This window comes from Chloroflexus sp. MS-CIW-1 (assembly GCF_030444705.1).
Taxonomy (GTDB): domain Bacteria; phylum Chloroflexota; class Chloroflexia; order Chloroflexales; family Chloroflexaceae; genus Chloroflexus.
In genome coordinates this window covers 2,250,893-2,272,215 of the sequence record NZ_JAUBWR010000001.1, presented here as the reverse complement: position 1 = coordinate 2,272,215, position 21,323 = coordinate 2,250,893, and the positions used below count along the sequence as shown (strand labels likewise).

Annotated in this window: 18 protein-coding genes and 1 CRISPR repeat array (1 of these 19 cut by a window edge); of the genes, 9 read left to right on the top strand and 9 right to left on the bottom strand. The window is 53.5% G+C overall.

Annotated elements, in window-relative coordinates; all coding sequences use genetic code 11:
* Positions 1-271: direct repeats of the CRISPR family, unit length 33 nt; unit sequence GTTTCAATCCACGCCCCCCTCACGGGAGGCGAC (it extends 9,958 nt beyond the left edge of the window).
* 174 nt (positions 272-445) lie between these two features.
* From cas2 to cas3, 7 genes are all read right to left on the bottom strand, one after another.
* The gene (gene cas2 / locus QTO31_RS09075; RefSeq protein ID WP_028459995.1) at positions 446-736 is read right to left on the bottom strand and encodes a CRISPR-associated endonuclease Cas2; all 291 of its coding nucleotides are present in this window, start codon (positions 734-736) and stop codon (positions 446-448) included.
* A gap of 101 nt (positions 737-837) precedes the next feature.
* Positions 838-1,869 carry a type I-C CRISPR-associated endonuclease Cas1c gene (gene cas1c / locus QTO31_RS09070; RefSeq protein ID WP_301428841.1) on the bottom strand — a complete coding sequence of 344 codons (1,032 nt, stop codon included), beginning with the start codon at positions 1,867-1,869 and terminating at the stop codon, positions 838-840.
* Positions 1,870-1,940: 71 nt separating this feature from the next.
* Positions 1,941-2,609 carry a CRISPR-associated protein Cas4 gene (cas4, locus tag QTO31_RS09065; RefSeq protein ID WP_301428840.1) on the bottom strand — a complete coding sequence of 223 codons (669 nt, stop codon included), beginning with the start codon at positions 2,607-2,609 and terminating at the stop codon, positions 1,941-1,943.
* A 123-nt stretch (positions 2,610-2,732) separates the two neighbouring features.
* On the bottom strand, positions 2,733-3,602 hold the full coding sequence (gene cas7c / locus QTO31_RS09060; RefSeq protein WP_301428839.1) for a type I-C CRISPR-associated protein Cas7/Csd2: 870 nt from the start codon (positions 3,600-3,602) through the stop codon (positions 2,733-2,735).
* A gap of 41 nt (positions 3,603-3,643) precedes the next feature.
* Positions 3,644-5,518 carry a type I-C CRISPR-associated protein Cas8c/Csd1 gene (cas8c, locus tag QTO31_RS09055; protein WP_301428838.1) on the bottom strand — a complete coding sequence of 625 codons (1,875 nt, stop codon included), beginning with the start codon at positions 5,516-5,518 and terminating at the stop codon, positions 3,644-3,646.
* Positions 5,515-6,183 (bottom strand): type I-C CRISPR-associated protein Cas5c, encoded by a 669-nt coding sequence (gene cas5c / locus QTO31_RS09050; RefSeq protein WP_301428837.1) that lies wholly within the window; start codon positions 6,181-6,183, stop codon positions 5,515-5,517. Before cas5c ends, cas8c begins: the two co-directional genes overlap by 4 nt.
* Positions 6,184-6,212: 29 nt before the next feature.
* Positions 6,213-9,344: a CRISPR-associated helicase Cas3' gene (cas3, locus tag QTO31_RS09045; protein ID WP_411278393.1), complete on the bottom strand. Its 3,132-nt coding sequence runs from the start codon at positions 9,342-9,344 to the stop codon at positions 6,213-6,215.
* Between the two features lie 584 nt (positions 9,345-9,928).
* Here cas3 and QTO31_RS09040 point away from each other — a divergent pair.
* Together QTO31_RS09040 and QTO31_RS19410 are read left to right on the top strand one after the other, a co-directional pair.
* Positions 9,929-12,064: a DUF6345 domain-containing protein gene (locus QTO31_RS09040; protein WP_301428835.1), complete on the top strand. Its 2,136-nt coding sequence runs from the start codon at positions 9,929-9,931 to the stop codon at positions 12,062-12,064.
* Positions 12,065-12,156: 92 nt separating this feature from the next.
* Positions 12,157-12,324 (top strand): hypothetical protein, encoded by a 168-nt coding sequence (locus tag QTO31_RS19410; protein WP_411278392.1) that lies wholly within the window; start codon positions 12,157-12,159, stop codon positions 12,322-12,324.
* Between the two features lie 392 nt (positions 12,325-12,716).
* Here the strand turns inward: QTO31_RS19410 and QTO31_RS19405 are convergent, their stop codons facing one another.
* Positions 12,717-12,977 (bottom strand): hypothetical protein, encoded by a 261-nt coding sequence (locus tag QTO31_RS19405; RefSeq protein WP_411278391.1) that lies wholly within the window; start codon positions 12,975-12,977, stop codon positions 12,717-12,719.
* Between the two features lie 121 nt (positions 12,978-13,098).
* On the opposite strand from QTO31_RS19405, the gene QTO31_RS19400 reads away from it, so the two are divergent.
* The 6 genes from QTO31_RS19400 (at position 13,099) to QTO31_RS09020 (ending at position 17,101) form a co-directional block, all read left to right on the top strand.
* On the top strand, positions 13,099-13,281 hold the full coding sequence (locus tag QTO31_RS19400) for a hypothetical protein (protein WP_411278390.1): 183 nt from the start codon (positions 13,099-13,101) through the stop codon (positions 13,279-13,281).
* A gap of 53 nt (positions 13,282-13,334) precedes the next feature.
* Positions 13,335-13,502 carry a hypothetical protein gene (locus QTO31_RS19395; protein ID WP_411278389.1) on the top strand — a complete coding sequence of 56 codons (168 nt, stop codon included), beginning with the start codon at positions 13,335-13,337 and terminating at the stop codon, positions 13,500-13,502.
* Positions 13,503-13,782: 280 nt separating this feature from the next.
* Complete coding sequence (gene zigA / locus QTO31_RS09035) at positions 13,783-15,009, top strand: zinc metallochaperone GTPase ZigA (RefSeq protein WP_301428834.1); 1,227 nt, start codon at positions 13,783-13,785, stop codon at positions 15,007-15,009.
* A gap of 101 nt (positions 15,010-15,110) precedes the next feature.
* A complete protein-coding gene (locus QTO31_RS09030) occupies positions 15,111-15,476 on the top strand; it encodes a SaoD/DsrE family protein (protein WP_301428833.1) in 366 nt (121 codons plus the stop codon).
* Positions 15,477-15,664: 188 nt separating this feature from the next.
* Positions 15,665-15,919, top strand: a complete 255-nt coding sequence (rpmB, locus tag QTO31_RS09025) for a 50S ribosomal protein L28 (RefSeq protein WP_028459980.1) — start codon at positions 15,665-15,667, stop codon at positions 15,917-15,919.
* 12 nt (positions 15,920-15,931) lie between these two features.
* Positions 15,932-17,101 carry an FAD/NAD(P)-binding protein gene (locus tag QTO31_RS09020; RefSeq protein WP_301428832.1) on the top strand — a complete coding sequence of 390 codons (1,170 nt, stop codon included), beginning with the start codon at positions 15,932-15,934 and terminating at the stop codon, positions 17,099-17,101.
* A 267-nt stretch (positions 17,102-17,368) separates the two neighbouring features.
* On the opposite strand, the gene QTO31_RS09015 is transcribed toward QTO31_RS09020, so the two are convergent.
* Positions 17,369-20,095 (bottom strand): phosphoenolpyruvate carboxylase, encoded by a 2,727-nt coding sequence (locus QTO31_RS09015; RefSeq protein WP_367620638.1) that lies wholly within the window; start codon positions 20,093-20,095, stop codon positions 17,369-17,371.
* A 411-nt stretch (positions 20,096-20,506) separates the two neighbouring features.
* On the opposite strand from QTO31_RS09015, the gene QTO31_RS09010 reads away from it, so the two are divergent.
* On the top strand, positions 20,507-21,289 hold the full coding sequence (locus QTO31_RS09010) for a TrmB family transcriptional regulator (RefSeq protein ID WP_031461057.1): 783 nt from the start codon (positions 20,507-20,509) through the stop codon (positions 21,287-21,289).
* The last annotated feature ends 34 nt before the right edge of the window (positions 21,290-21,323 follow it).

The window sequence follows — 21,323 nt, the reverse complement described above, 5'->3', positions numbered from 1 at the left end:
CGACGCTGCGTGTTCGTACAGTTCCACAAGTTCTTTTAGGTTTCAATCCACGCCCCCCTCACGGGAGGCGACGTGCACGATGATCGACCCGCCCTCTCCGCGATAGTTTCAATCCACGCCCCCCTCACGGGAGGCGACTCGTGATCGTGGCCGATTCGCCTCGCCGCACGTCGTTTCAATCCACGCCCCCCTCACGGGAGGCGACCAGCAGCGTCCGCCAAGCGATGCGCCAAGCTCAGTTTCAATCCACGCCCCCCTCACGGGAGGCGACCGCAATATCTTGTGGTTAAAAATTGCACCAACCCTAGATGTTGTACTTTATCTCCCGCTCATTGGTATTCAATTTAATATGAGATATTCTCTACGTTCACATATGTAGTTGTTAATGTGCTTTCGGGAATGCGAACCTCCATGCACTTTTATGTGCACTCCAGGTTCGCAGTGATTACATGATGATTGTCCCCTCTATATCAAGAGCAGTATTGGCGCCAATGTGTTGTACCCGATGTCGCCATTCTTTCCCAAGGTAGTAGTAACGAATGCTGTCTGTTTCAGTGTCAATGATGCGTTCTAGTTGTGCTTGTAATTGCCGGAGTTGTGCTACATCAATGATACACTCAAATACAGACTTCTGCACTCGTTGCCCGTAATTCTGACATATCCTGGCAACTTTTTGTAGGCGTCGTTTGCCCATCTCTGTTTCTGTGTTTACATCGTATGTAATGAGTACTAGCATAGTCGTCCTTCTAGGTGATAACTCGGTTATATATCCGCTGTTTTGATCCATACCTCTCTCGCGGGAGGCAACCAGCGATAGCTCAGCATTCCTTTCTCGTGTCAGTTCCAGAAAAATGGCGGATATGCATCCAGATCACCTCGCAGATGCCGTGCCAGTAGCATTGCCTGTACATGCGGGATAAGACCGAACGGGATTCTTTCCTTTAAGAATGGATGCACGATGTCGTGCTTCTTCCGTTCCTGCCATGCATTGATGACGAGCTTGCGAGTATCTTCATCCATAATTACTCCTCCACTCTCTTTCGCAGTAAATCCTTTTGCTGTTATTTGCTTACGATTCACAAGGGATAAGGCTAATCTATCGGCAAAAATTGGCCGTAACTCTTCGATCAGATCAAGAGCTAGCGATGGCCGACCTGGTCGATCAGAGTGCAAAAAGCCGACATATGGGTCGAGACCGACTGTTTCTAACGCCGAGACCGCTTCGTTCGTCAGCAGCGTGTACAGGAACGAGAGAAGCGCATTTATATTGTTGCGCGGCGGACGACGTGATCGTTCCTCGAAGCGAAAATCTTCCTTCTGATGCAGAATGAGCTGGTCGAAAACGCCAAAATAGACGCTGGCAGCGTTGCCTTCGACTGCCAGCAGCGCTTCTACACTGCTGCACCGGGAAATGGATGTGAGCGCTTCCTTGAGCGCCGCCGATGCGTTCCTGACGACTTCGACATCGATCAGGAGCGTATGATCGCGCAGCGCACGTTCCAGAACTTTGCGACAGTTGTAAACTTTTCCCTGTACAAATGAGGTGGCAATCGCTGCGCGTAATTCACGATCCTCCGATATGCGGTATTGTTTTTTGCGCAACAGCACGTTGCCGCGTGTCCTGCCGCTGACCCGTGCTTGAAAGCGTCCGTTGGAATCAAGAAATGTTAACCCTATGTTGCGTTCAACACAGGCGCGCATTAAGGCTGGACTGACCCCATGATAGTTGAAACAAACAATGTTTTCCAGGTTGTGGAGAGGTAAATGGGTCGATGTATTTTTGTCTTTTCTGATAAAGATGGTTTCCCCATCGAGTGCGAGATAGGCATCGGGTGTAGTAACATAAAGCGTATTATTTAGTCGTTTCACGATGCGCCTCCTGCTTTGGTTGTTGCGTTGTTTCCATTTCTGCCTCCTGTGCGAGAAGCGACCATTACTCTTCAGGCTTGTTCGATCTGTTGGCGAATGTACGTCTTAACAGAAGAAGTTTTTTCCTGAAGATTTGGAAGACAGATAGCTGCTAGTGAGCAAGAACGACATGCCTTACTTACTTTTACGCGGGGTGTATAGCCACGCGCCATGTAGGCATGCATTTCGGTGGTTGCCTGGTAAACCAGTTGACGCAACTCTTTGGTGAACGTCACAGGCTCACGGCGGCGCGTTTCCCCGTAGTAGAGGTAGCCAAATGGAATATCGATTGCCAGCATTTCCTCAAGACATATCGCCTGCGCGCATAGTTGAGCTTCATCGACCGGATCGCGTTTGGGATGACCACGCTTGTACTCAATGGGTGTAGGCCGATAGAATCCTTCGCGTCCCGGCAATCGGATACCCTCCGTGCTGCTGGTGAACTCCACCACATCGCAAATGCCTGAAAGGCCAAGCGTGTACGACGCAACCGGAACTGAACGGGAAATGATCACATCGCGGCGCGTTTCCACAAAGAATGGATCATCGACCCGTTCGTGCAACTGTTTGCCTTCTACCGTCAGTGCATTGTCCTGCCACTGCATCTCGATGTGAATCAATGCCCACTGGCGGCGGCAGAAGAGAAAGTGCTGGATGCCGGAAAGGGGCAGTAGTTCGTCTGGTGTGTATTCGCGGGTCATAGGGTTGTTGGTTGTGTATTTTCTGATTGCAATAGCACAGGGTCTTGTGAAGTGAGCGACCTAGAGCACAGATCGCTCACTTCGCTTTTGGAGATGGTTTCATTAGCGCTACTAACTTCACGGCTAGAGTTTGATCTCTAGCGCTACACCCTTTGGCAATTCATCGTTAACCACCACTTCATAGTCGTTAAAGCTGCGTGGTGGATTGGCATAAGGTTTGCGCCTGACTTGAATAAGCTCGAACAACTTATGCGCAGGAGCATTGCCTAGATCACTCTCGTGCTTGAATACGAATAATTTGCGCGTTGCCATCTTGCCTCGTGCTGCCGACCGATCATGCTCGAACATGTTGATCAGCGCTTCCCAGAGGAGCGCCAGATCATCTTCCGAAAACCCTGTTCCTTTGGTCGGATCATTCGCCAGTTTGGCAGAAATGTACCCTTCTGCACGATACAGGGCGTAAGGAACAATATGCTTGCGCCCGATGGTGCGTTCTTTTTCGGCTTCCTCCTCACGGGTAACCGTCAGGCGGGTAATTGTGACTTCTTGCTGGACGATTGGATCAATGCTGCGCGAAAAATTTATCTGTACCGGACCGCGCACCTGACCGCAATTATCGCCGACTGTCAGCACTGCTCCAAAGGTGCGAATATCAAAGAAGTTCTTACACATCCAGGCGCGGGCTTTGTTCACATCGTGAACCGAAGCTTTTGTGCCGGGTTGAAGTCCAACGGCAAGATACGCTTCTTTATGGTTGGAATTCAGCGGAATCCCCTCTTTGATATAAATCCGATACCCTGGCTCGTCACCTTTGACCATTTCTACATAATTGCGAATTTTACGTTTCAGACAAACGTCGGTCACCAGGCCATGGCCGGTTTCCGGGTCAATGCGCGGCATATTGCCTGCATCCGGGTCGCCGTTTGGATTGCCGTTCTCCACATCGTAGAGCAGAACAAATTCGTAGCGGTTCTTGATAGTTTCAGCAGCCATGAGAGTGAGTCTCCTTTCAGTAAGTTATACGGGTAAGTATGTCAGACCTGCGTCATTTCGGTGGTTGTCGGTTCGACGTCTGTCGACCGAGTATAGAAGGCTGCACGTTGGTGGTAGTAGCCGAGCACGAAAATTCCCTGCTCGTCAAGGGTCAGGCGCGACGGAAAGGGCCTGGCGTCGAGCAGATTGAGCAGTTCCTGAATCTTTCGATCCAGATGTCCGCCATACTCAGCTTTTGCCAGATGATGCTGCGACAGACGTAAAAGAACAGGAAAGACGCTGGCTGGCGCGGCACAGGCAGAGGTGAAGTAACGATCCTTGATGGTCGCATTGACCTCCCTTCCGATTGCTTCAGTTTGCGCCTTTTCCAGCCATGCGAACAAACGCCCCAAGACATAGGCGGGATGGGTGTAGGACTCGTTAAGTGCCATAGTGAGCGCCTCCTGATAGGGATTCGGATGCTGGTGACGATACTTCCGTAGCAAATGTGCCTTGATGAAGGCAGCCCGAATGTAGGTAATCTTGCGACTTCGACCCTCCTCGTCATTATCGTGGCGAATACGGTTCATGATGGCGACGTACAGCCCTTCGGGATAAGGCGTGTCCATCAGGATGGAGCGCATGAATGCACCACCCAAAAGCGACCAGGACGACCTAAGCTCTTCCTCACGTTGCGTGACCTTCGGCGACACGCACTCAGCAAGAATACGGTATGGTGAAAGATAGTCAGGCTGATTGGCATGCTCCTTGACGATTTTCAGATCGCTGTAGTGCTGCATAATCCGTTTAGCAAACACACCGAACGGTTCCGTGAGAAAGAAGCGCACTGCCAGACGTGAGGCGTTGGGCGCCAGCCCCAGCACGTAGAAGCGCGTGCTGTCGTTCAGACCTTCACGCAGCGCCTGAAGATCAAGCGGCTTGCCCTGCTCGATCTTTTCGGCCACAGCGTGCATGGTCTGTTCAGCACTCTTGTCACGCCTGCGTGTTGTTTTAGATCCTTCATCATTTGCTGGCTGATTCTCAGGACTCAGCAGAGCATAAAACGCGCTGGCGTACCGCCTGTCGGCTGTATCCGCCCAGTACACCACGGTCGTATCGCCGAGATAGATTTTGCGATGAGGGTTCTGGTCAGATAGCAGATAGTTGAGCGCCTCAACGTAGCCAGCAGCTACGGACTGGCTGACCGGTGCATTCTCGCCCTGATCGCGCCTGTACGAAGTAAACGCATCGAGGTTGAAACTGACCAGCGCAGCACCTTTCGCCTGCGCACCACGTACCCCCTTTATATCAAGGTGCAAACGGGCAATCGGCTCGATCTCCCCTGTTACCAAACATTGCATCTTCTTGGTACTCTGCGTCGAAGTATACTCCTTTTCCCACACCTGCCGGATTTCAGGGTCATCAAGAGCATTCTTTCCGTCGACGAAGAAAATCAGGTTACCGCCTTCCAGCAACTTATCCCGATGTCGAGCGATGATAGGATCATCTTGGGCGGTTGCCGGGTCATAGGTTTGCAAAAACGTAGTGATCGCACGAGCCACCTCGCTATTCACTTTTGAGAGAATGGCGATATTGCGGTCGCGGAAGGATTCGAACCGTTTCCGGGCATAATTCGGATCTTTTGCTTCTTTCTCCGTCAGACCCAATACATACGCCGCATTATCACACAGCACATTCGCTTCAATATTCACACTACGTTTGACCTGTTGCGGCACATTCATCCGTCGCGGGCGTTCTACCGACTTCTTGCCCTGCTGAACGAGGCTAAACAACGGGATGATGCCTATCAGTTTCCCATCAGACGACAAATTAAGTGCGTAACTAACCGACACCTTGCTATAACCCGGCTCGGCAATATCCACGTCGGGATCTGCGCACAAGATGGTGTAGTAGTTGTAGAGCGCCTGCAAGATCATCGCCGCACCTCCTTGCTAAGTTCATGCACATTAATGACGCCGTCTTGCATCACGGCGTGGTAAAATATCGGCTGAATATCACGCGGGTTAGAAAAATCCAGGTCGTAGAGCATCCATCCCAGGTCGCGCGTGCCCGCCAGCGGGCTTTTAGGGATGTCATTCTTATTCTCAATGAGTGTCACTTTGGCGGGAAATTCGCGTGCTCCCAGACAAGGCGTATGGAAATGCTGCCCATTCCGCAGCCGGCGCAGGGCGATGTTGTAGTGCTTCTCCTCTGTATCTTCGGGACCTGCCTTGTTGGTCAGTTCAAAGTGCGCTTCAATCACATAATCCACGTTCTTCAAGACCATGGCCGCACGCTGCTGGCGCTTCTCTGTTGCAGCAATGTAGAGCAGCTTATTTGCGCCTTTCATGACTTCCACAGCGTTGCTTACCGATGCTTTCTCACTCACCTCATTGCGGCGAATATTGGTGAACTCAATGTCGCGCAAGACATGGATGGCGTCAATCACCCAGCGAATTGCTGGCTTCCAGTAAATTGCCTCAATAATGCCGCGTGCGGCTGAGGGAGTAATGACGTCATAACTGACACGCTCCACTTTCATTTCGGGGCGGCTAAACAGAGCGTAAGGTCCCTGTACCCGAATGGCAATACCGTATCCCATACGTCGAACCTCCTGGTCTTAAGCGTTGATTAGAAAAACAATCCGTCTCCCCCGTCGCTATCGGGAATGAGCAGACCTCTGTCGCGGTCATAATATGCCTGCACATCGTTTGGGTTAAGAACGTGATATAGATCGTTAATTGTCACAATCACCCCCTTCGAGGCAAGTCTGTCGAATTCGCTTTTGAAAATGGAAACTGTGTAAGGTTGCAGTTTTCGTAATACTGAGAACGGGTAATCGGTATTTTTTAAATCCTCAACCCAAGATAATGCTTTGTCATCGTATGGAACAATCACCGTCACATTTGGAGTTTCGATGATCCTGAAGACATCTGCTACCCGTTTGAAATTAAATCTACCGTCTTCACTGAAAAACTCCATAATCTGTTTATAGTCGAAAGCACGTTGATTGTGGAGATTATAGAGTTGCTCAAAGTATGATTTGATGGCATCCACGGATATTGGCGCTGCACTGTGGTCACGTAAGACCATACGAGCAACTTCGGCGGACTGTTGAACATACGCCGGCATGCGCCTCGCAAACTCGGAATCTGGTTCAAAAACGAATAATGTGCTTATATCGCGCTTCATTTCGCGATTAACGCGCCCCGCTGCCTGATTGATAGAATCCAGCCCTGTCAGGGCGCGATAGCCAACGGGAAAGTCCAGATCAATCCCGGCTTCCATGACAGTGGTTGCGACCACACGACAGGGTTTTCCTTTTGACAATCGATCCTTGATTTCTCCGAGTTTTGCGCGGCGATGAGCCGGACACATCAGTGTCGAAAGATGATAGTTCCCTTCGCCTTGCAAGCCAGTAAACAACCCGCTGGCATGACGGCGCGTGTTGACAATGCACAACACCTGCTCATGGTCGTTCATCTGTTTAACTAATTGTTCATCGGTAAGCGTGCCCGCATGCTTCACTTCCACTCGCTTATAGAAGTTGAACAGATCTGGCGGATTGGGAGCGAGTTCTCTGATTTCTGTGCCTTTGGGAAGGAATCGCTCCAAAGGGGGTTGTGTAGCGGTACAGAACACTGCACTTGCTCCATAGTTGGTTACCAACTCCCACACAGCCGCCATCGCCGGACGCATATATTCACGCGGCAACATTTGTGCTTCATCGAAAATAATCACACTCCTGGCAATGTTGTGCAATTTGCGGCAACGTGATGGCTGGTTGGCAAATAAAGACTCAAAAAATTGCACATTGGTTGTCACCACGATGGGAATATCCCAGTTTTCTGCCGCCAGTTTAAGTTTCTCAACCGAACTGTTCGTCCGGTCATCATCCTTGCTTTCCCAATCGAAGTTAGAGTGATGTTCAAGCACATGGTCTTCGCCAAATATATCCTTGAACACACCTGCATTCTGCTCGATTACCGTGGTGAACGGGATAACGTAGATGATGCGTCGCAAGCCATGCTCGGCGGCATGCTTGAGGGCAAATCCCATTGATGACAACGTCTTACCGCCGCCTGTTGGAACGGTTAGTTTAAAAAAGCCGGGTTTCTCCACTGCCCTTTCCAGACACGTCTTGAGTGTTTCGCTGCGCTTACGATTAATCTCGTCGGCTGGATTGTCAAATCGGCCAATATAGGCGAGAAACCGCTCAAGCAGGGCTGACATCGACGTATGAATCCCACGAGGTTTTGCGCCCTGCATGTAAGTCTCAGTTTCTTGAAAATCGGCGTCTACCAGGGAAGAGTAGACCATACGAACCAGAAAAGATAGAGAAAATCCAAGGTGTCCTTCCAGCGGACGAATGTGTATATGATTCGGGAATGGAAGATTCGTCAGATGTAACTCGCTCTTGTAAGCGTTGTAATCCGGCACCTGCTTTTTCAGGCGCGCACAAACAGTGCTGCCTTCCAGATCGGTCTCGTTGCCATAGTCAGGCAACCCTGCGTGATGTCCCAAAATGGGGTATGTCAGTAAGCGTGCAAATAGTTCATATGGTGTACCTTTGAAGAGACTCAAAAGTTCTCTGGCGCCAGCAGTCGAATGATCTACACGCGGACCACCCTCTAACCGCTTTTGAAATTCCTTGGAGTATTTTCCCAAGTCGTGGAGTAGCCCAGCGATATACGCTAGATCCGCTACATTTGCATCTTTGCCGAACTCACGCGCCATTTCCGCCGTATTGCGTAGATGATCGATGAGCGGCTGCCAGTACTCTCGGTCTTCGTTATCACGCCGATGAGCAAAGAATCGAGTGATGGGAGCGCTTCCACTGTCTACCCCATACACCTTCGCCATCTTCTTCACCTCCGCTTCCAGCGTCTTGCGTAGCCACGGTGGCGCCAGTACTTCCACATCAGCGCCCCAGCCACGGATCCAAGGCAGCATCTCTTTCGGCTCAGCGATCTTTGCCCGCCATACCAGTGATCCGTCGGGTTGTGGCTCAGTGCGCTCGGAACGGTGCCAGCGGCTTTCCTGCACTCGTCGAGCTACACGCGAGCTGAACCGCAGCGTAACTTCCACCGGATCCTTCTCTGAAGTCCAGATGCCCCACGCATCGGCCAGATAGATGCGCGGGTCAAAGTCGTCAGGTATCCGATAGGCTTCAGTGGTTAGCTCGGCACGGCGAATGCGTTCGATCTTGAAAGTACGCATCTTCTCGACGCTCCATCCCCGCCCTTCCAGAAGGCGTGCCTTCCCGATGATGTGGGTCGTTTGTCCGATAGCATACGGTTCAATGAAGTACGGACTGAGCAGGTATTCCAGCACCTCCTCGCCGGTTTCAGGTTGATGCCAGATGCGCACTTTGCGCTCATTTGCCCAGGCTTCGGTTAGGCATTCCAGGACGCTGAGATATACCGGATCATCACGTCGCGCTGCGTCATCCATCACATCTGCCGCCTGCAACACGTGCTGGCTAAGACGCGCTGCCCAGCGTTCTATCGCGTGCCCCAATTTGCGCAGCGCAGCGGCTGCATGCCGATTCTGGCGATCCATACGGGTTGCCAGCAGGCGCGCCGCCAGGTGCACCGCCAGTGCCTCATGCAGGTTCAACCGCACGTTGATCAGGTCGGCGCGTCGGTCAATTTTGAGCCGTCCATCTGGTTCTTCATAAATATGCTTAGGTGCATCAGCGAGATTGCGTAATATGGTGGATCGGTCTACACCTAGACGACGCGCTAGTTCGGCCTGCGTCAACCCTTCAGGATGAGCAAGCAGTAACTGTTCGATTTGTAGGAGTCGTTCGGCTTTGTTCGCAGCTCGTTTCATATATATGTTCCTCCAAGCGAATGATACTCAGTGGCTCTGTTGATGACCAAGTGCCACACAGGGTATCCTGCTATGTCTGGAATTGTAGGGTACAGGTGTTGCATGTAACGCAACACTTTAATGAAATCACCCGATCTTTTTAACCTCACCTGACTATGCGAATGAACATTACGTGACCAATATAGCAATACAATGTGACATGTAACGTCACATCGCTGGTAGAGCATGAGGCAACAACGTCCACACACAGTCGAGGAGTACTCTCACTTCTTTCGTCTGTACCCACTTCCCTCCTCTGACGACGACCGCAGCAATTGCCAGAGTCGCCCAGGGACTTTTCATCCATTCATCACTATGCTGTTCCGTCTGTTCAGGTCATATAAACTCGCTGAAACTTTTTACCGGGATATACGTTTAAGATCGTGATGATCTAACCTGAGCACTCATTGCAATCGTTCCTCCCCTGCTTGCGGTACAGACATCTTCTGGTTTGAATATCTAAGGAGGAACGTATGGAAGGAGTGCTCCGATCACAGCGATTACTCGGTCTGGTGCTACTGGTGCTGCTTTCGTTCACTCTCGTGCCGGCAGTCCCAACTCCAGCCCAAACCAACAATCGTTTACCCGTCTTTCGCTTGACAAAACTATCGGTCAGTGACACCACGACCCAACAATTGGGAGGAGTACTCGAAGGGATCGGACGTGGCGCCCCCACAGGGCAAGACGAGTTTCGCGGCAGGAACCGTTTCTTTCGCCTGAATGAACAGAACCGCACGGTGCTTACGCAGTATGCAGCATCCGGTGGGTTCTTTGCCTACGACATTGACGGGCTAGGACGTGAAACGCCTGCCGGGTCAGTTAATGTCGAAACGGCAAAACGGTTGGCATGTCTCTTTTTGACCAACAACAATTTTGTCGGTCGCGATGGTGTGCTGGCCGGTAACGGTCAGAGCAATTACCCGGTACGGTTACAATCTGTACCAGGAGCCTGTGACTCGACGAAGGATTTTGGTCGTCCCACGCTCATTCGGGCGGCTCAGGCAACGGCCAGCGGAGCGGGGCTGGGGCAGGTTTCCGAGTCGGTTGTTGGAGTCGTGGTTGAAGTTCCGTTCGGCTTCGTTAATGGACAAAACTTCATTAACATCGGTGGCGCTGGTGGTCACCTCTCGCTGTTGTTTACGCATACCGATACACTTATTTCGCAGCAAGTTGGTAACGATTCGCTCGATGCCAATGTACCCGGTCTGGCTGCTGTTGCGATGCCCTTTTTCGGGCGGAGCCTGAATTATCTGGGAGAAGTGCCGGTACGCGATCTCAATACTGTGCGCGATGAGGTCCAACAGATGGTAGAACGTTCATATCCCGGCGCAACCGTTGATGTTCCGGCGCCACGTCTATCGTATGTCGTTGATGATGCGGCGGTTGAACAGACGGTACTGGAACCAGAGGCAGTGTTTGAAAACATTACTGTGACGCTGCCAAATGGTGATGTGGTCGTCCTGCGCTCCTTCTCGTTGCCGCTGGCCGCAGGCGGATCGGGTGGCTTTGGCCCAACGGTCGCCATTACCACACCGGCTAATGGCAGTCTCTTTAATGCTGGTCAGCCGCTCAACCTGACCGGTAACATCAGCGATGGTACTGCCCCTTATACGTATCAGTGGCTTCTCGATGATGAGACACCGTTGAGCGGAGTAGCGACGCTGAACGCAGCCGGTTCGGTCAGTCTTTCCGCAACGCTCCCGGCCAGTGTTCGTGAAACTTCACCGACGGTTGTTACTGTCATCTTACGGGTGACCGATAATGACGGTATTCAACGCGATGCCACGATCAGCTTGATCCCCGATTTTCGCTTTTTGTACATTCCGGTCGTGACGCGCAGTGGTACCAGCACTAGTGCGCTGCCCACGATTGATCTCGCCCAAACCAGCTATACCTTCGGTGTTGAAGGTAATTGGGACTATCCGCCGGCCGGTCCAGGCGGCTCCGATTTGCCTGGGGTTATCCCCGATGTTAACGGTTTTGGCAGCGGTATGATCGGGTACGGCTACACATCGCGCTTCTTCTGGTCGAATGCCAATGCTTGGGAAAAGGATTGGCGTGATTGCAGCCTGGGCGGCGTCGATTGTACCACAGGGGTTGATCGTGCCGCCTTCGTGTACTACGCCGGGCACGGTGGGCCGGGTGGCATTGCGATGGCATCTAACAAAGATAGCACCTGGTTTGATGGGAGCAATGCCCGCTATCAGAATCTGCGCTGGGTTGGCTTTGCTTCATGCCAGACACTGCGCGTCCAGGGGTATACCGCAGGAAACGAACCGATCCGACGCTGGTTTAACGCTTTCCAGGGCGCACATATGTTGCTCGGTTTCAACAGTAATATGGCCGACATTGCGTTCGGTGGGCAATTGGTTGCCAATATGCGTATGCCGAGTTTCCCGATCGTAGGTGATCTCCCCTGGGCACAGCTCACCATTGCTCAGGCTTGGGTCAAAACGGCATTCGATATGCATGCTGGCAAACCGGCATATATATACGCACGTAGTTCAACGGTGAATCCGATTAACGATAAGTTGCCCAAGCCGGGTAGTGCATTCCCATCCCGTCCGACCCCGGTCACATCGTACCACTGGGTGTGGTGGGAGTTTTGATCGTTCCGCAATGCAATGGAGCAGGGTTGCACCGGTTGAAACCGGTGCTACGTCGCTGGTTTCGTTATTGAGCTGTTTGATGGCGACGCTGCGTGTGGGTTGCACCGGTTTTAACCGGTGCTGCGTCGCTGGTTTCTGCGCGAGCCGCCAATCCGCAATGCAATGGAACAGGGTTGCACCGGTTGAAACCGGTGCTACGCCGCTGGTTTCTGCGCGAGCCGCCAATCCGCAATGCAATGGAACAGGGTTGCACCGGTTGAAACCGGTGCTACGTCGCTGGTTTCGTTATTGAGCTGTTTGATGGCGACGCTGCGCGTGGGTTGCACCGGTTGAAACCGGTGCTGCGTCGCTGGTTTCTGCGCGAGCCGCCAATCCGCAATGCAATGGAACAGGGTTGCACCGGTTGAAACCGGTGCTGCGTCGCTGGTTTCTGCGCGAGCCGCCAATCCGCAATGCAATGGAACAGGGTTGCACCGGTTGAAACCGGTGCTGCGTCGCTGGTTTTGTCATTGAGCTGTTTGATGGCGACGCTGCGTGTGGGTTGCACCGGTTGAAACCGGTGCTGCGTCGCTGGTTTTGTCATTGAGCTGTTTGATGGCGACGCTGCGCGTGGGTTGCACCGGTTGAAACCGGTGCTACGTCGCTGGTTTTGTCATTGAGCTGTTTGATGGCGACGCTGCGTGTGGGTTGCACCGGTTAAAACCGGTGCTACGCCGCTGGTTTCGTTATTGAGCTGTTTGATGGCGACGCTGCGCGTGGGTTGCACCGGTTGAAACCGGTGCTGCGTCGCTGGTTTCTGCGCGAGCCGCCAATCCGCAATGCAATGGAACAGGGTTGCACCGGTTGAAACCGGTGCTACGTCGCTGGTTTCGTTATTGAGCTGTTTGATGGCGACGCTGCGCGTGGGTTGCACCGGTTAAAACCGGTGCTACGCCGCTGGTTTCTGCGCGAGCCGCCAATCCGCAATGCAATGGAACAGGGTTGCACCGGTTGAAACCGGTGCTACGTCGCTGGTTTCGTTATTGAGCTGTTTGATGGCGACGCTGCGCGTGGGTTGCACCGGTTTCAGTGCCGGTGCTGCGTCGCTGGTTTCTGCGCGAGCCGCCAATCCGCAATGCAATGGAACAGGGTTGCACCGGTTGAAACCGGTGCTACGCCGCTGGTTTCTGCGCGAGCCGCCAATCCGCAATGCAATGGAACAGGGTTGCACCGGTTGAAACCGGTGCTACGTCGCTGGTTTTGTCATTGAGCTGTTTGATGGCGACGCTGCGTGTGGGTTGCACCGGTTGAAACCGGTGCTGCGTCGCTGGTTTCTGCGCGAGCCGCCAATCCGCAATGCAATGGAACAGGGTTGCACCGGTTGAAACCGGTGCTGCGTCGCTGGTTTCTGCGCGAGCCGCCAATCCGCAATGCAATGGAACAGGGTTGCACCGGTTGAAACCGGTGCTACGCCGCTGGTTTCGTTATTGAGCTGTTTGATGGCGACGCTGCGCGTGGGTTGCACCGGTTGAAACCGGTGCTACGTCGCTGGTTTTGTCTATGCTCGTCTCAGGAGGAGACCGGCGGGGCCGAGGTGGGAACCCGCCCCTTCCGCTCACCTCTGTTTCTACATCTGCAAGAGAGTACGGGCTTGACACGCATTTTGATATAGGGTATCATTTTGAAGCCGCGCATGCGGAATCTTTTTTGACTTCTTAATATAGATACATGGTATCAATATGAAACAAGCACTCTCTCGCCCTTACCCACTGCCTGTTACCGTGCTATCGGGGTTTCTCGGCAGTGGCAAGACGACACTACTCAACTACGTCCTGGCTAATCGGTCTGGTCTGCGGGTTGCTGTTATCGTCAACGATATGAGCGAGGTTAATATCGACGCTCACCTCATCCGCTCTGGCGAAGCAGCTCTCAGTCGCACCGAAGAGCAATTGGTTGAACTGACCAATGGTTGTATTTGCTGTACCCTCCGTGAAGACTTGCTGGTTGAAGTTGCTCGCCTGGCTCGTGAAGGTCGCTTCGATTACTTGTTGATCGAGGCAACCGGTATCGCCGAACCGCTCCCAATTGCTGCAACCTTTACCTTCTCCGACCCCGATGGTACCTCACTGAGCGACATAGCCCGTCTTGATACGATGGTTACTGTGGTCGATGCCTTCAATTTCCCGCGTGATCTATACTCGCTCGATGAGTTGCGCGACCGCGATCTGGCTGCTGGCGAAGAAGACGACCGCACTGTCGTTGATCTGTTAATCGATCAGGTTGAGTTTGCCGACGTTATTGTTCTCAACAAAGCCGATCTGGTAAGTGAGCACGATCTGGTGCGCCTGGAAGCACTGCTGCACAAACTTAACCCAGAAGCGCGCATCCTTCGCAGTGTGTTTGGACAAGTGCCGCTTGATCAGATTCTCAATACCGGTCTCTTTAGCTTCGAGCGCGCTGCTCAAATGCCTGGATGGTTGAAGGAACTGCGCGGTGAGCATACTCCCGAAACCGAAGAATACGGTATCAGAAGCTTTGTCTTTCGGGCACGCCGACCGTTTCATCCGCAGCGCTTGTGGGAGCTTCTGCACGATGAATGGCCAGGTGTGCTGCGCTCGAAGGGTATCTTTTGGCTGGCTACCCGCATGGAACAGTGTGGTATCTGGTCGCAGGCTGGTGCATCTTGCCGGATCGAACCGGGTGGCCGATGGTGGGCGGCAGTCGCAACACAGCCGGACGATCCTGCTGAAGCGGCGGCGCTCGCTGCGATCTGGGACGACCGGTGGGGAGATCGCCGCCAGGAATTGGTCTTTATCGGCCAGGACCTTGATGAGCCTGCATTACGAGCGCGCTTAGAACGATGTTTATTGACCGATGAAGAGATGGCCCTTGGCCCAGAAGAGTGGCAGACGTTCTCTGATCCGTTTGGTCGGTGGGAGATTGTCTCAATCATAGACGATGAGTGACGATCCATGCCTTGCTCAATCAGCATTGACAGGATCGCGTGCTTACGGCTATTATCAACGGCGTGTTTCGCAAGATATAACTATCGAAAGGGTCAACTAATATGAAAGTCGCTTACATCTTCGCTACTTCAGGACACACCGCTAGCTACAAGCTCGGTAAGATGATTCTGCCGCAATTGGAAGCCGGGAATCACGGTGCACAGGTCGTTGGGATGTTTTTCTTCGACGACAACACCTATCTGCTGCGAGCCGGTGACCCAATGGGCGAACGATTGGCAAAAGTTGCTGCCGAGCAAGGCATTCTCTTGATGATGTGCGATCAATGTGCTCTGGAACGGGGGTTGGCTGTCGGTGAGCCAGGCAATTGTCGAGTAACCGGTACCGTTGCCGGAGTACAGGTTGGTTGCTTCCCCGATCTTTACGCGGCACTAGCCGGAAATCCGCCTGATCAGGTGATTACACTCTGAGCGGGTGATCTGTTCACGCGCCGTCTCGTTGCGGATGCCAGCCGATTGTTGTCACCAATCGTTACAGCCAATGGCTGCCTGGGCATCTGGCCGGTCATCTGCATTGATACCGGCCATAGCCTAGATGCCAGCCCGGGTGCCACCGTTTGCCGTTTGAGATACGTACTCATAACGAGGGAGGTTTTCGTATGTCTCGTCGCTGTGATCTAACCGGTCGTAAACCGTCTTTTGGTCATCATGTATCGTTCTCAAAACGACGTACAAAGCGACGTTGGCTTCCCAATGTTCAAGAACGACGGATTTGGGTTCCTGAAGAACAACGTTTTGTTCGCCTGAAACTCTCAGCGGCTGCGCTCCGCGAAATTGAGCGTAAGGGTTTGCTTAAGGCATTACGTGACCGGGGGCTCACGCTGCGCGATGTTGAGCGACGTTCACGCTCCTAGAATACTACTGCTATGTATCTGGACTGGTTGATCGTTGGTGGCGGCATTCATGGTGTGCATCTCGCGCTCGTTCTACGGGAACGATGCCGCGTTCCAGCCGACCGCCTGCGCATTATCGATCCGCACGAACGTCTGCTGGCACGTTGGGACACCTGTACCACTGTCTGTGGTATGCGTTTTTTGCGCTCTACCCTGGTTCATCACCTTGCCCCTGATCCATATGACCTGCTGCAATTTGCTCAACAGACAGGTGCTGGATCGCACCATTTTCATGGACGCTATCAGCGTCCATCACTGGAAATCTTTCGAGCGCATGCCCGGTCACTGATTGAACGATACCGGCTGCACGAGCACACGCTCCATGGTCGCGTCTGTGGTTTGCAACGGCGTAACCTGATCTGGCAGGTCGAAACAGATCAAGGTGTCCTCTCGACACGTAACGTCATTCTGGCGTTAAGCTGTACAGAGCAATTACGCTGGCCGCAGTGGGCGCAACTGTTACGGAACTCAGGGGCGGCGATTTATCACCTATATGAACCAGCGTTTTCGCGAGATCGGATCGGAGAGGGCCAGACGGTTGCCATTATCGGTGGTGGAATCAGTGCCGCCCATCTTGCGCTCACGCTCAGCTCTGTTGCCCAGGTTACGCTTGTGATGCGACGACCAATCCAGATCGCACCGTTCGATAGCCCGCCGGGCTGGATGGGTCCGAAAGAGCTACGTCGTTTTCACGCTGAACCCGACCTGAACCGCCGCCGAGCGCTGATTACCGCTGCTCGCTTACCGGGGACAATGCCGGTCGAACTGGCACAGAGCCTGACAACCGCTGCCCAACAACACAAACTACGTCTTTTGATCGATGAAGTACATACTGCTACTTTTGCAGACGGTGTCATCACGCTACAACTCAACCATCACCGATTGACGGTGCAAACGGTCATCCTCGCTACCGGTTTTACCGCCGAACGTCCTGGGCATCCATGGCTCGACAACGTTATCCCTGCCAACAACCTCCCTGTGGCAGCCTGCGGTTACCCCGTGATCGGCCCTGATTTGCAATGGGCGCCAGGATTGTTCGTTACCGGTCCGCTAGCCGAATTGGAAATTGGTCCGGTCGCCCGCAATATCATCGGCGCCCGCCATGTCGGAGAGCGCCTTGTGCACCGGTACGTGAGTGGGTAGAGCGTTTCAAAGTTTTTTATTGCTCTTGCCATCAGTCAGGGTGATCTGAGCATCTTCGTTACTCGGCCACTCTCACTCAGTCTGTTACTGACTGCTCTTATTGCGCTGCTCATTCCATATCTGCCGGTATTATTCAATCTGCTTACCGGCAAACAGATTCGTAGTGGACGCATCGTGTTTGGTCAGGGTGAAGAGGATTGATCGGGAAAGGGCGGGTTCACAACCCGCCCGGCCATAGTCGGCTGTGTTCGACAGAACGCTTTTACCCTAACCGGTAGTGCGTAAACCGGCAGCAATAGCATTCACCAGGTGCAACAGATCGATAAGGGTCGCTTCGGCTGCCGGATCACCAGTTGCTTGCTGGGCGCGCCATTGCGCCAGGAGTTCGATCTGGCGCCAATGAAGTGGCGCCAACCCAATCTGACGTCGGGCCAGAGTCGCTGCGACTCGCGGTCGCCGTTGTTCGATGGGCATCCCGAAAATCGCCGTCAATGCTGCCTCAGTCCGTGCAAATTCAGCATCGATTAATTCAAGGAATTGCCGCCGGATCGTTGCATCTTCTACCAACCCGGCATAGGCATGCATGATGTCGCGGTTTGCCGTCTGCAGGCTGGTACCAACATTTGCCAGCAGATAACGCAGGAGCGGCCAGCGCCACTGTTCGGCGCGCAGTCGTTCCCATGTTTCTGGGTCTTCCTGTTGTAGCGCGCTCAACGCACTCCCAACCCCGTACCATCCCGGCAAATAGAAGCGTGCCTGATTCCAGCTAAATACCCACGGGATCGCCCGTAAATCAGCCAGCGTCGCCTGACCGGTACGTCGTGCCGGTCGTGACCCGATCCGACTCTGTTCAATCACATCGATAGGCGTGGCCTGACGGAAGAAGGTGATAAAGCCATCACGCTCAATCAGGTCGCGATAGGCTACCCTGGCCTGCCGAGCCAGCCAGCCGATGACCGGTTCCAGGGGATGGGGTTCCTCCGAATGGTGCTGTTGGAGCAACGTGTGCATCGTTGTTCCGGCCAGCAGAAGCTCTAGATTATACGCAGCCGTGAGCCGATTGGCATACTTCTGCGAAATAACCTCGCCTTGCTCGGTGAGGCGTAAATCACCGCTGAGACTGCCCGACGGCAACATCGCAATAAAACGATTGGTTGGACCTGCCCCACGACTGATCGTTCCACCACGGCCATGGAAAAAGCGGATGCGCACACCGCGTTCCTGACCTACCTTCACCATTGCACGCTGGGCTTGATACAACGCCCAATAGCTGGCTAAAATCCCCCCGTCCTTATTGCTATCGCTGTAGCCGATCATGACTTGCTGTACCAACTCGCCGCCCTGGGCCTGCACAACCAGACTACGGCGGGTCACTGGGTGATCGAGGATGTCAGCGAGTATCTTGGGGCTATGCTCAAGGTCTTCAATAGTTTCAAACAAGGGTACCACCGGTAACCGGCAAACCAGACCTTCTGGCGTGGCATACGCCAGACCGGCTTCCCGTGCAAGCAAATAGACGACCAGCACATCAGTGACATCACGGGTCATGCTGACAATGAGTGGCCCCAATCCAGCCGTTCCATAGCGGGCAATGTGCGCAGCCAGTACTCGATAGCACTCGACAACGGATGCAGCCTCTTGGCCGAGCGGTGTATTGGGGTGGGCAAAGGGGCGCAGTGATGCAACCTCACGTTCGAGCAGATCACGCCGTCGCTCAGGATCGAACAGGTCATCGGAAGAGAGACCGGCAGCTTCCAACAGTTGCGCCAGAGCACGGTCGTGAAACTGACTGTTTTGCCGAATGTCCAGGGTTGCCAGATGAAAGCCAAAGGTGTCAACCAGTTGCATCAGGGGTCGAATCTCAGCTTCGGCTAGCCGCTCGGCGCCAATTGCCCGGAGATGGTCGGCAAACTCGCGCAGGTCGTTGAGCAACTCACTTGCACAGCGGTATCGATCTGGCTCGTCTATCAGGCTGGCCGCCTCAGCCGGTTCATCATCAATTGGTAATCGTGCTCGCATGAGATTAAGTGCCTGACGCCACGGCTCATTCGGATTGCGCGCAATTGCCTGTACGCCACGCCCGCCCAGACCACTTGCCATACGCCGAATCTGGTCAGTAAGGCCGGGCGGTGTGGGCACGAGCATGTCAGAAATGCTGAGGTGACTGGCTGCCTGTCGTAACCGCCGACGTAACAACCGCAATGCTTGCAGACGCATTTCACGCAAGGTTTGAGCGGTAATCTCGGCGGTTACTAACGGGTGCCCATCCCGATCCCCACCAACCCAAGAGCCAAAGCGAAGGCGCGGCCAGGTATCGCGCAGGAGAGCAGGATCGAACCCCGCTCCCTGCCAGGCATAGCGCAATTGATTATCGAGCACCGGCAATACATCAGGGAAGACGTTGACCAAATAGTGCAAGACATTACGAACTTCAGCCGGTACACCTGGTTTACTTAAAAAAACGTCGCCGGTGCGCCACAAGCGTTCGAGCAGATTCTCAATATCGGCCTTGATTTCGGCTTGCTCGGCTGGTGACCACCGTTGACTCTCGCGTCGCACTAGCAATAGATACAACTCACGGTAGTGCGCGAGCACCGTTGCCCGTTTCGCTTCAGTCGGATGAGCGGTTAACACCGGTTCGACATGAATATGAGGCAAAGCGGCTGCAATCTCTTCGGCAGTGATACCGGCAGACTGAAGTTTTTGGATCGCGTCACGCCAACGTCCCGACTCAGGCCGTATAGTTGGATCACGATCGGCGATGCGACGCTGTTGCACAGCCGCATTTTCCTCGGCGATATTGAGCAACTGGAAAGCGATGATCATCGCCTGCGCCAGCTCGCGAGTCGGAACGGAATTGTGGCGTTCAGTCCCATCAAGCCAGGGAAGTGCTTGCGCTACGTTCCCAGCACCGACATCGTGCAATACCTGCGCAAAGCAATCAAGCAAGAAGGAAAAATCTTGATCAGCCTTTTCTTGATCAAGTGGGCGCATGGGCATAGGGGTTAACCTTTCACTACGCTATCTGATTTGCAATCATACCATAAAGGGGAGAGAGTGAGAGGGTGAGAACGGATGCCGCAGAGGAGCGAGTGGAGAGGAAAGAGAAGGCGGGCCGCAATGTGGGCCGGTGCAGCAGATGAGTTGACACCGGATCGTATCATTGCGATAATCCTGATAGAGGGATCAGGCAATATATCCGAATTCACGGCATCGTCGATGTCCGCGCAGAAGGGTGACCTGTCTGCGCAGTGCTTGACTTTTGTCGAAGATACCTCTTCAGCTTCGCCTGCGGCCATCAGGTCTGATTGAGCGTTGATTGACAAGCGTAGGCTGGCTGTAAAGAACCTCTTGACAGGGTATGTGCCAGGGAGTACAATTTTAGTAGTTCGGAATTGAACAACTATGGTAGAAACGAACCTTTTAGAACAACTTACGGCGCTGGGGCTTACCGAGTATGAAGCGCGAGTCTATCTGGCATTGCTGACCGATCACCCCGCAACCGGGTATCAGATCAGCAAATTAGCCGGTATACCGCGGTCGATGGTGTACGAAGCACTAGGACGGTTAGAGGCGCGGGGGGCAGTGCTGAAATCGGTTGAAGAGAAGGCAACGCTCTATCAGCCTATTTCACCGGCGATCTTGCTCGACCGTTACGAACGGGAGGCTCGCGAGCGGGCTGCGGTGTTGCGCAATCAACTGATGCCCCTCTTTCGCCATGAAGAGAGTGATCGCCTCTGGAACTTTAGCGGTCGGAAAGAGGCATTGGCTGCGGCACGCGAGTTGATCGATAGTGCTACCCGTGAGCTGATGCTGGTGCTAACCGATGCCGATGTCGAGGCGCTTTATCAGCCGTTGGCTGCGGCGCATGAACGCGGAGTAGCGTTGGGTGTCATTCTCACCGGTGAGGCCCCCTTCTCGTTTGGGCAGGTTGTGCGCCATCCCAAGCGTGAGACCGAGTTGCACGGCATGGTAGAAACCTTAATTGTAGTTGCCGATGAACGCGAATTTCTGATCGCCTCTGGTCATCTAGCAACGACCGCAACCGTGACTACAAACCGCAATATGGTCTTAATTGCCCGTCAGTTCATCTGGATGGAACTGTTCGCGCAACGGATTTTCGCTCGCCTCGGTGATGATCTGCTCGCTCGACTCGATCCTGAAGACCGACAGGTATTGCACTCATAACCGGTCACTCACCCAGCGCCGAAGAGGAGGCATT

Coding starts and splice junctions, on each gene's coding strand:
- cas8c (WP_301428838.1), bottom strand. CDS start 5,518: ATGATCTTGCAGGCGCTCTACAACTACTACACCATCTTGTGCGCAGAT.
- QTO31_RS09020 (WP_301428832.1), top strand. CDS start 15,932: ATGTATCTGGACTGGTTGATCGTTGGTGGCGGCATTCATGGTGTGCAT.
- QTO31_RS19400 (WP_411278390.1), top strand. CDS start 13,099: ATGGCGACGCTGCGCGTGGGTTGCACCGGTTTCAGTGCCGGTGCTGCG.
- QTO31_RS09030 (WP_301428833.1), top strand. CDS start 15,111: ATGAAAGTCGCTTACATCTTCGCTACTTCAGGACACACCGCTAGCTAC.
- cas5c (WP_301428837.1), bottom strand. CDS start 6,183: ATGGGATACGGTATTGCCATTCGGGTACAGGGACCTTACGCTCTGTTT.
- zigA (WP_301428834.1), top strand. CDS start 13,783: ATGAAACAAGCACTCTCTCGCCCTTACCCACTGCCTGTTACCGTGCTA.
- cas4 (WP_301428840.1), bottom strand. CDS start 2,609: ATGACCCGCGAATACACACCAGACGAACTACTGCCCCTTTCCGGCATC.
- rpmB (WP_028459980.1), top strand. CDS start 15,665: ATGTCTCGTCGCTGTGATCTAACCGGTCGTAAACCGTCTTTTGGTCAT.
- cas2 (WP_028459995.1), bottom strand. CDS start 736: ATGCTAGTACTCATTACATACGATGTAAACACAGAAACAGAGATGGGC.
- QTO31_RS09015 (WP_367620638.1), bottom strand. CDS start 20,095: ATGCGCCCACTTGATCAAGAAAAGGCTGATCAAGATTTTTCCTTCTTG.
- QTO31_RS09040 (WP_301428835.1), top strand. CDS start 9,929: ATGGAAGGAGTGCTCCGATCACAGCGATTACTCGGTCTGGTGCTACTG.
- cas7c (WP_301428839.1), bottom strand. CDS start 3,602: ATGGCTGCTGAAACTATCAAGAACCGCTACGAATTTGTTCTGCTCTAC.
- QTO31_RS09010 (WP_031461057.1), top strand. CDS start 20,507: ATGGTAGAAACGAACCTTTTAGAACAACTTACGGCGCTGGGGCTTACC.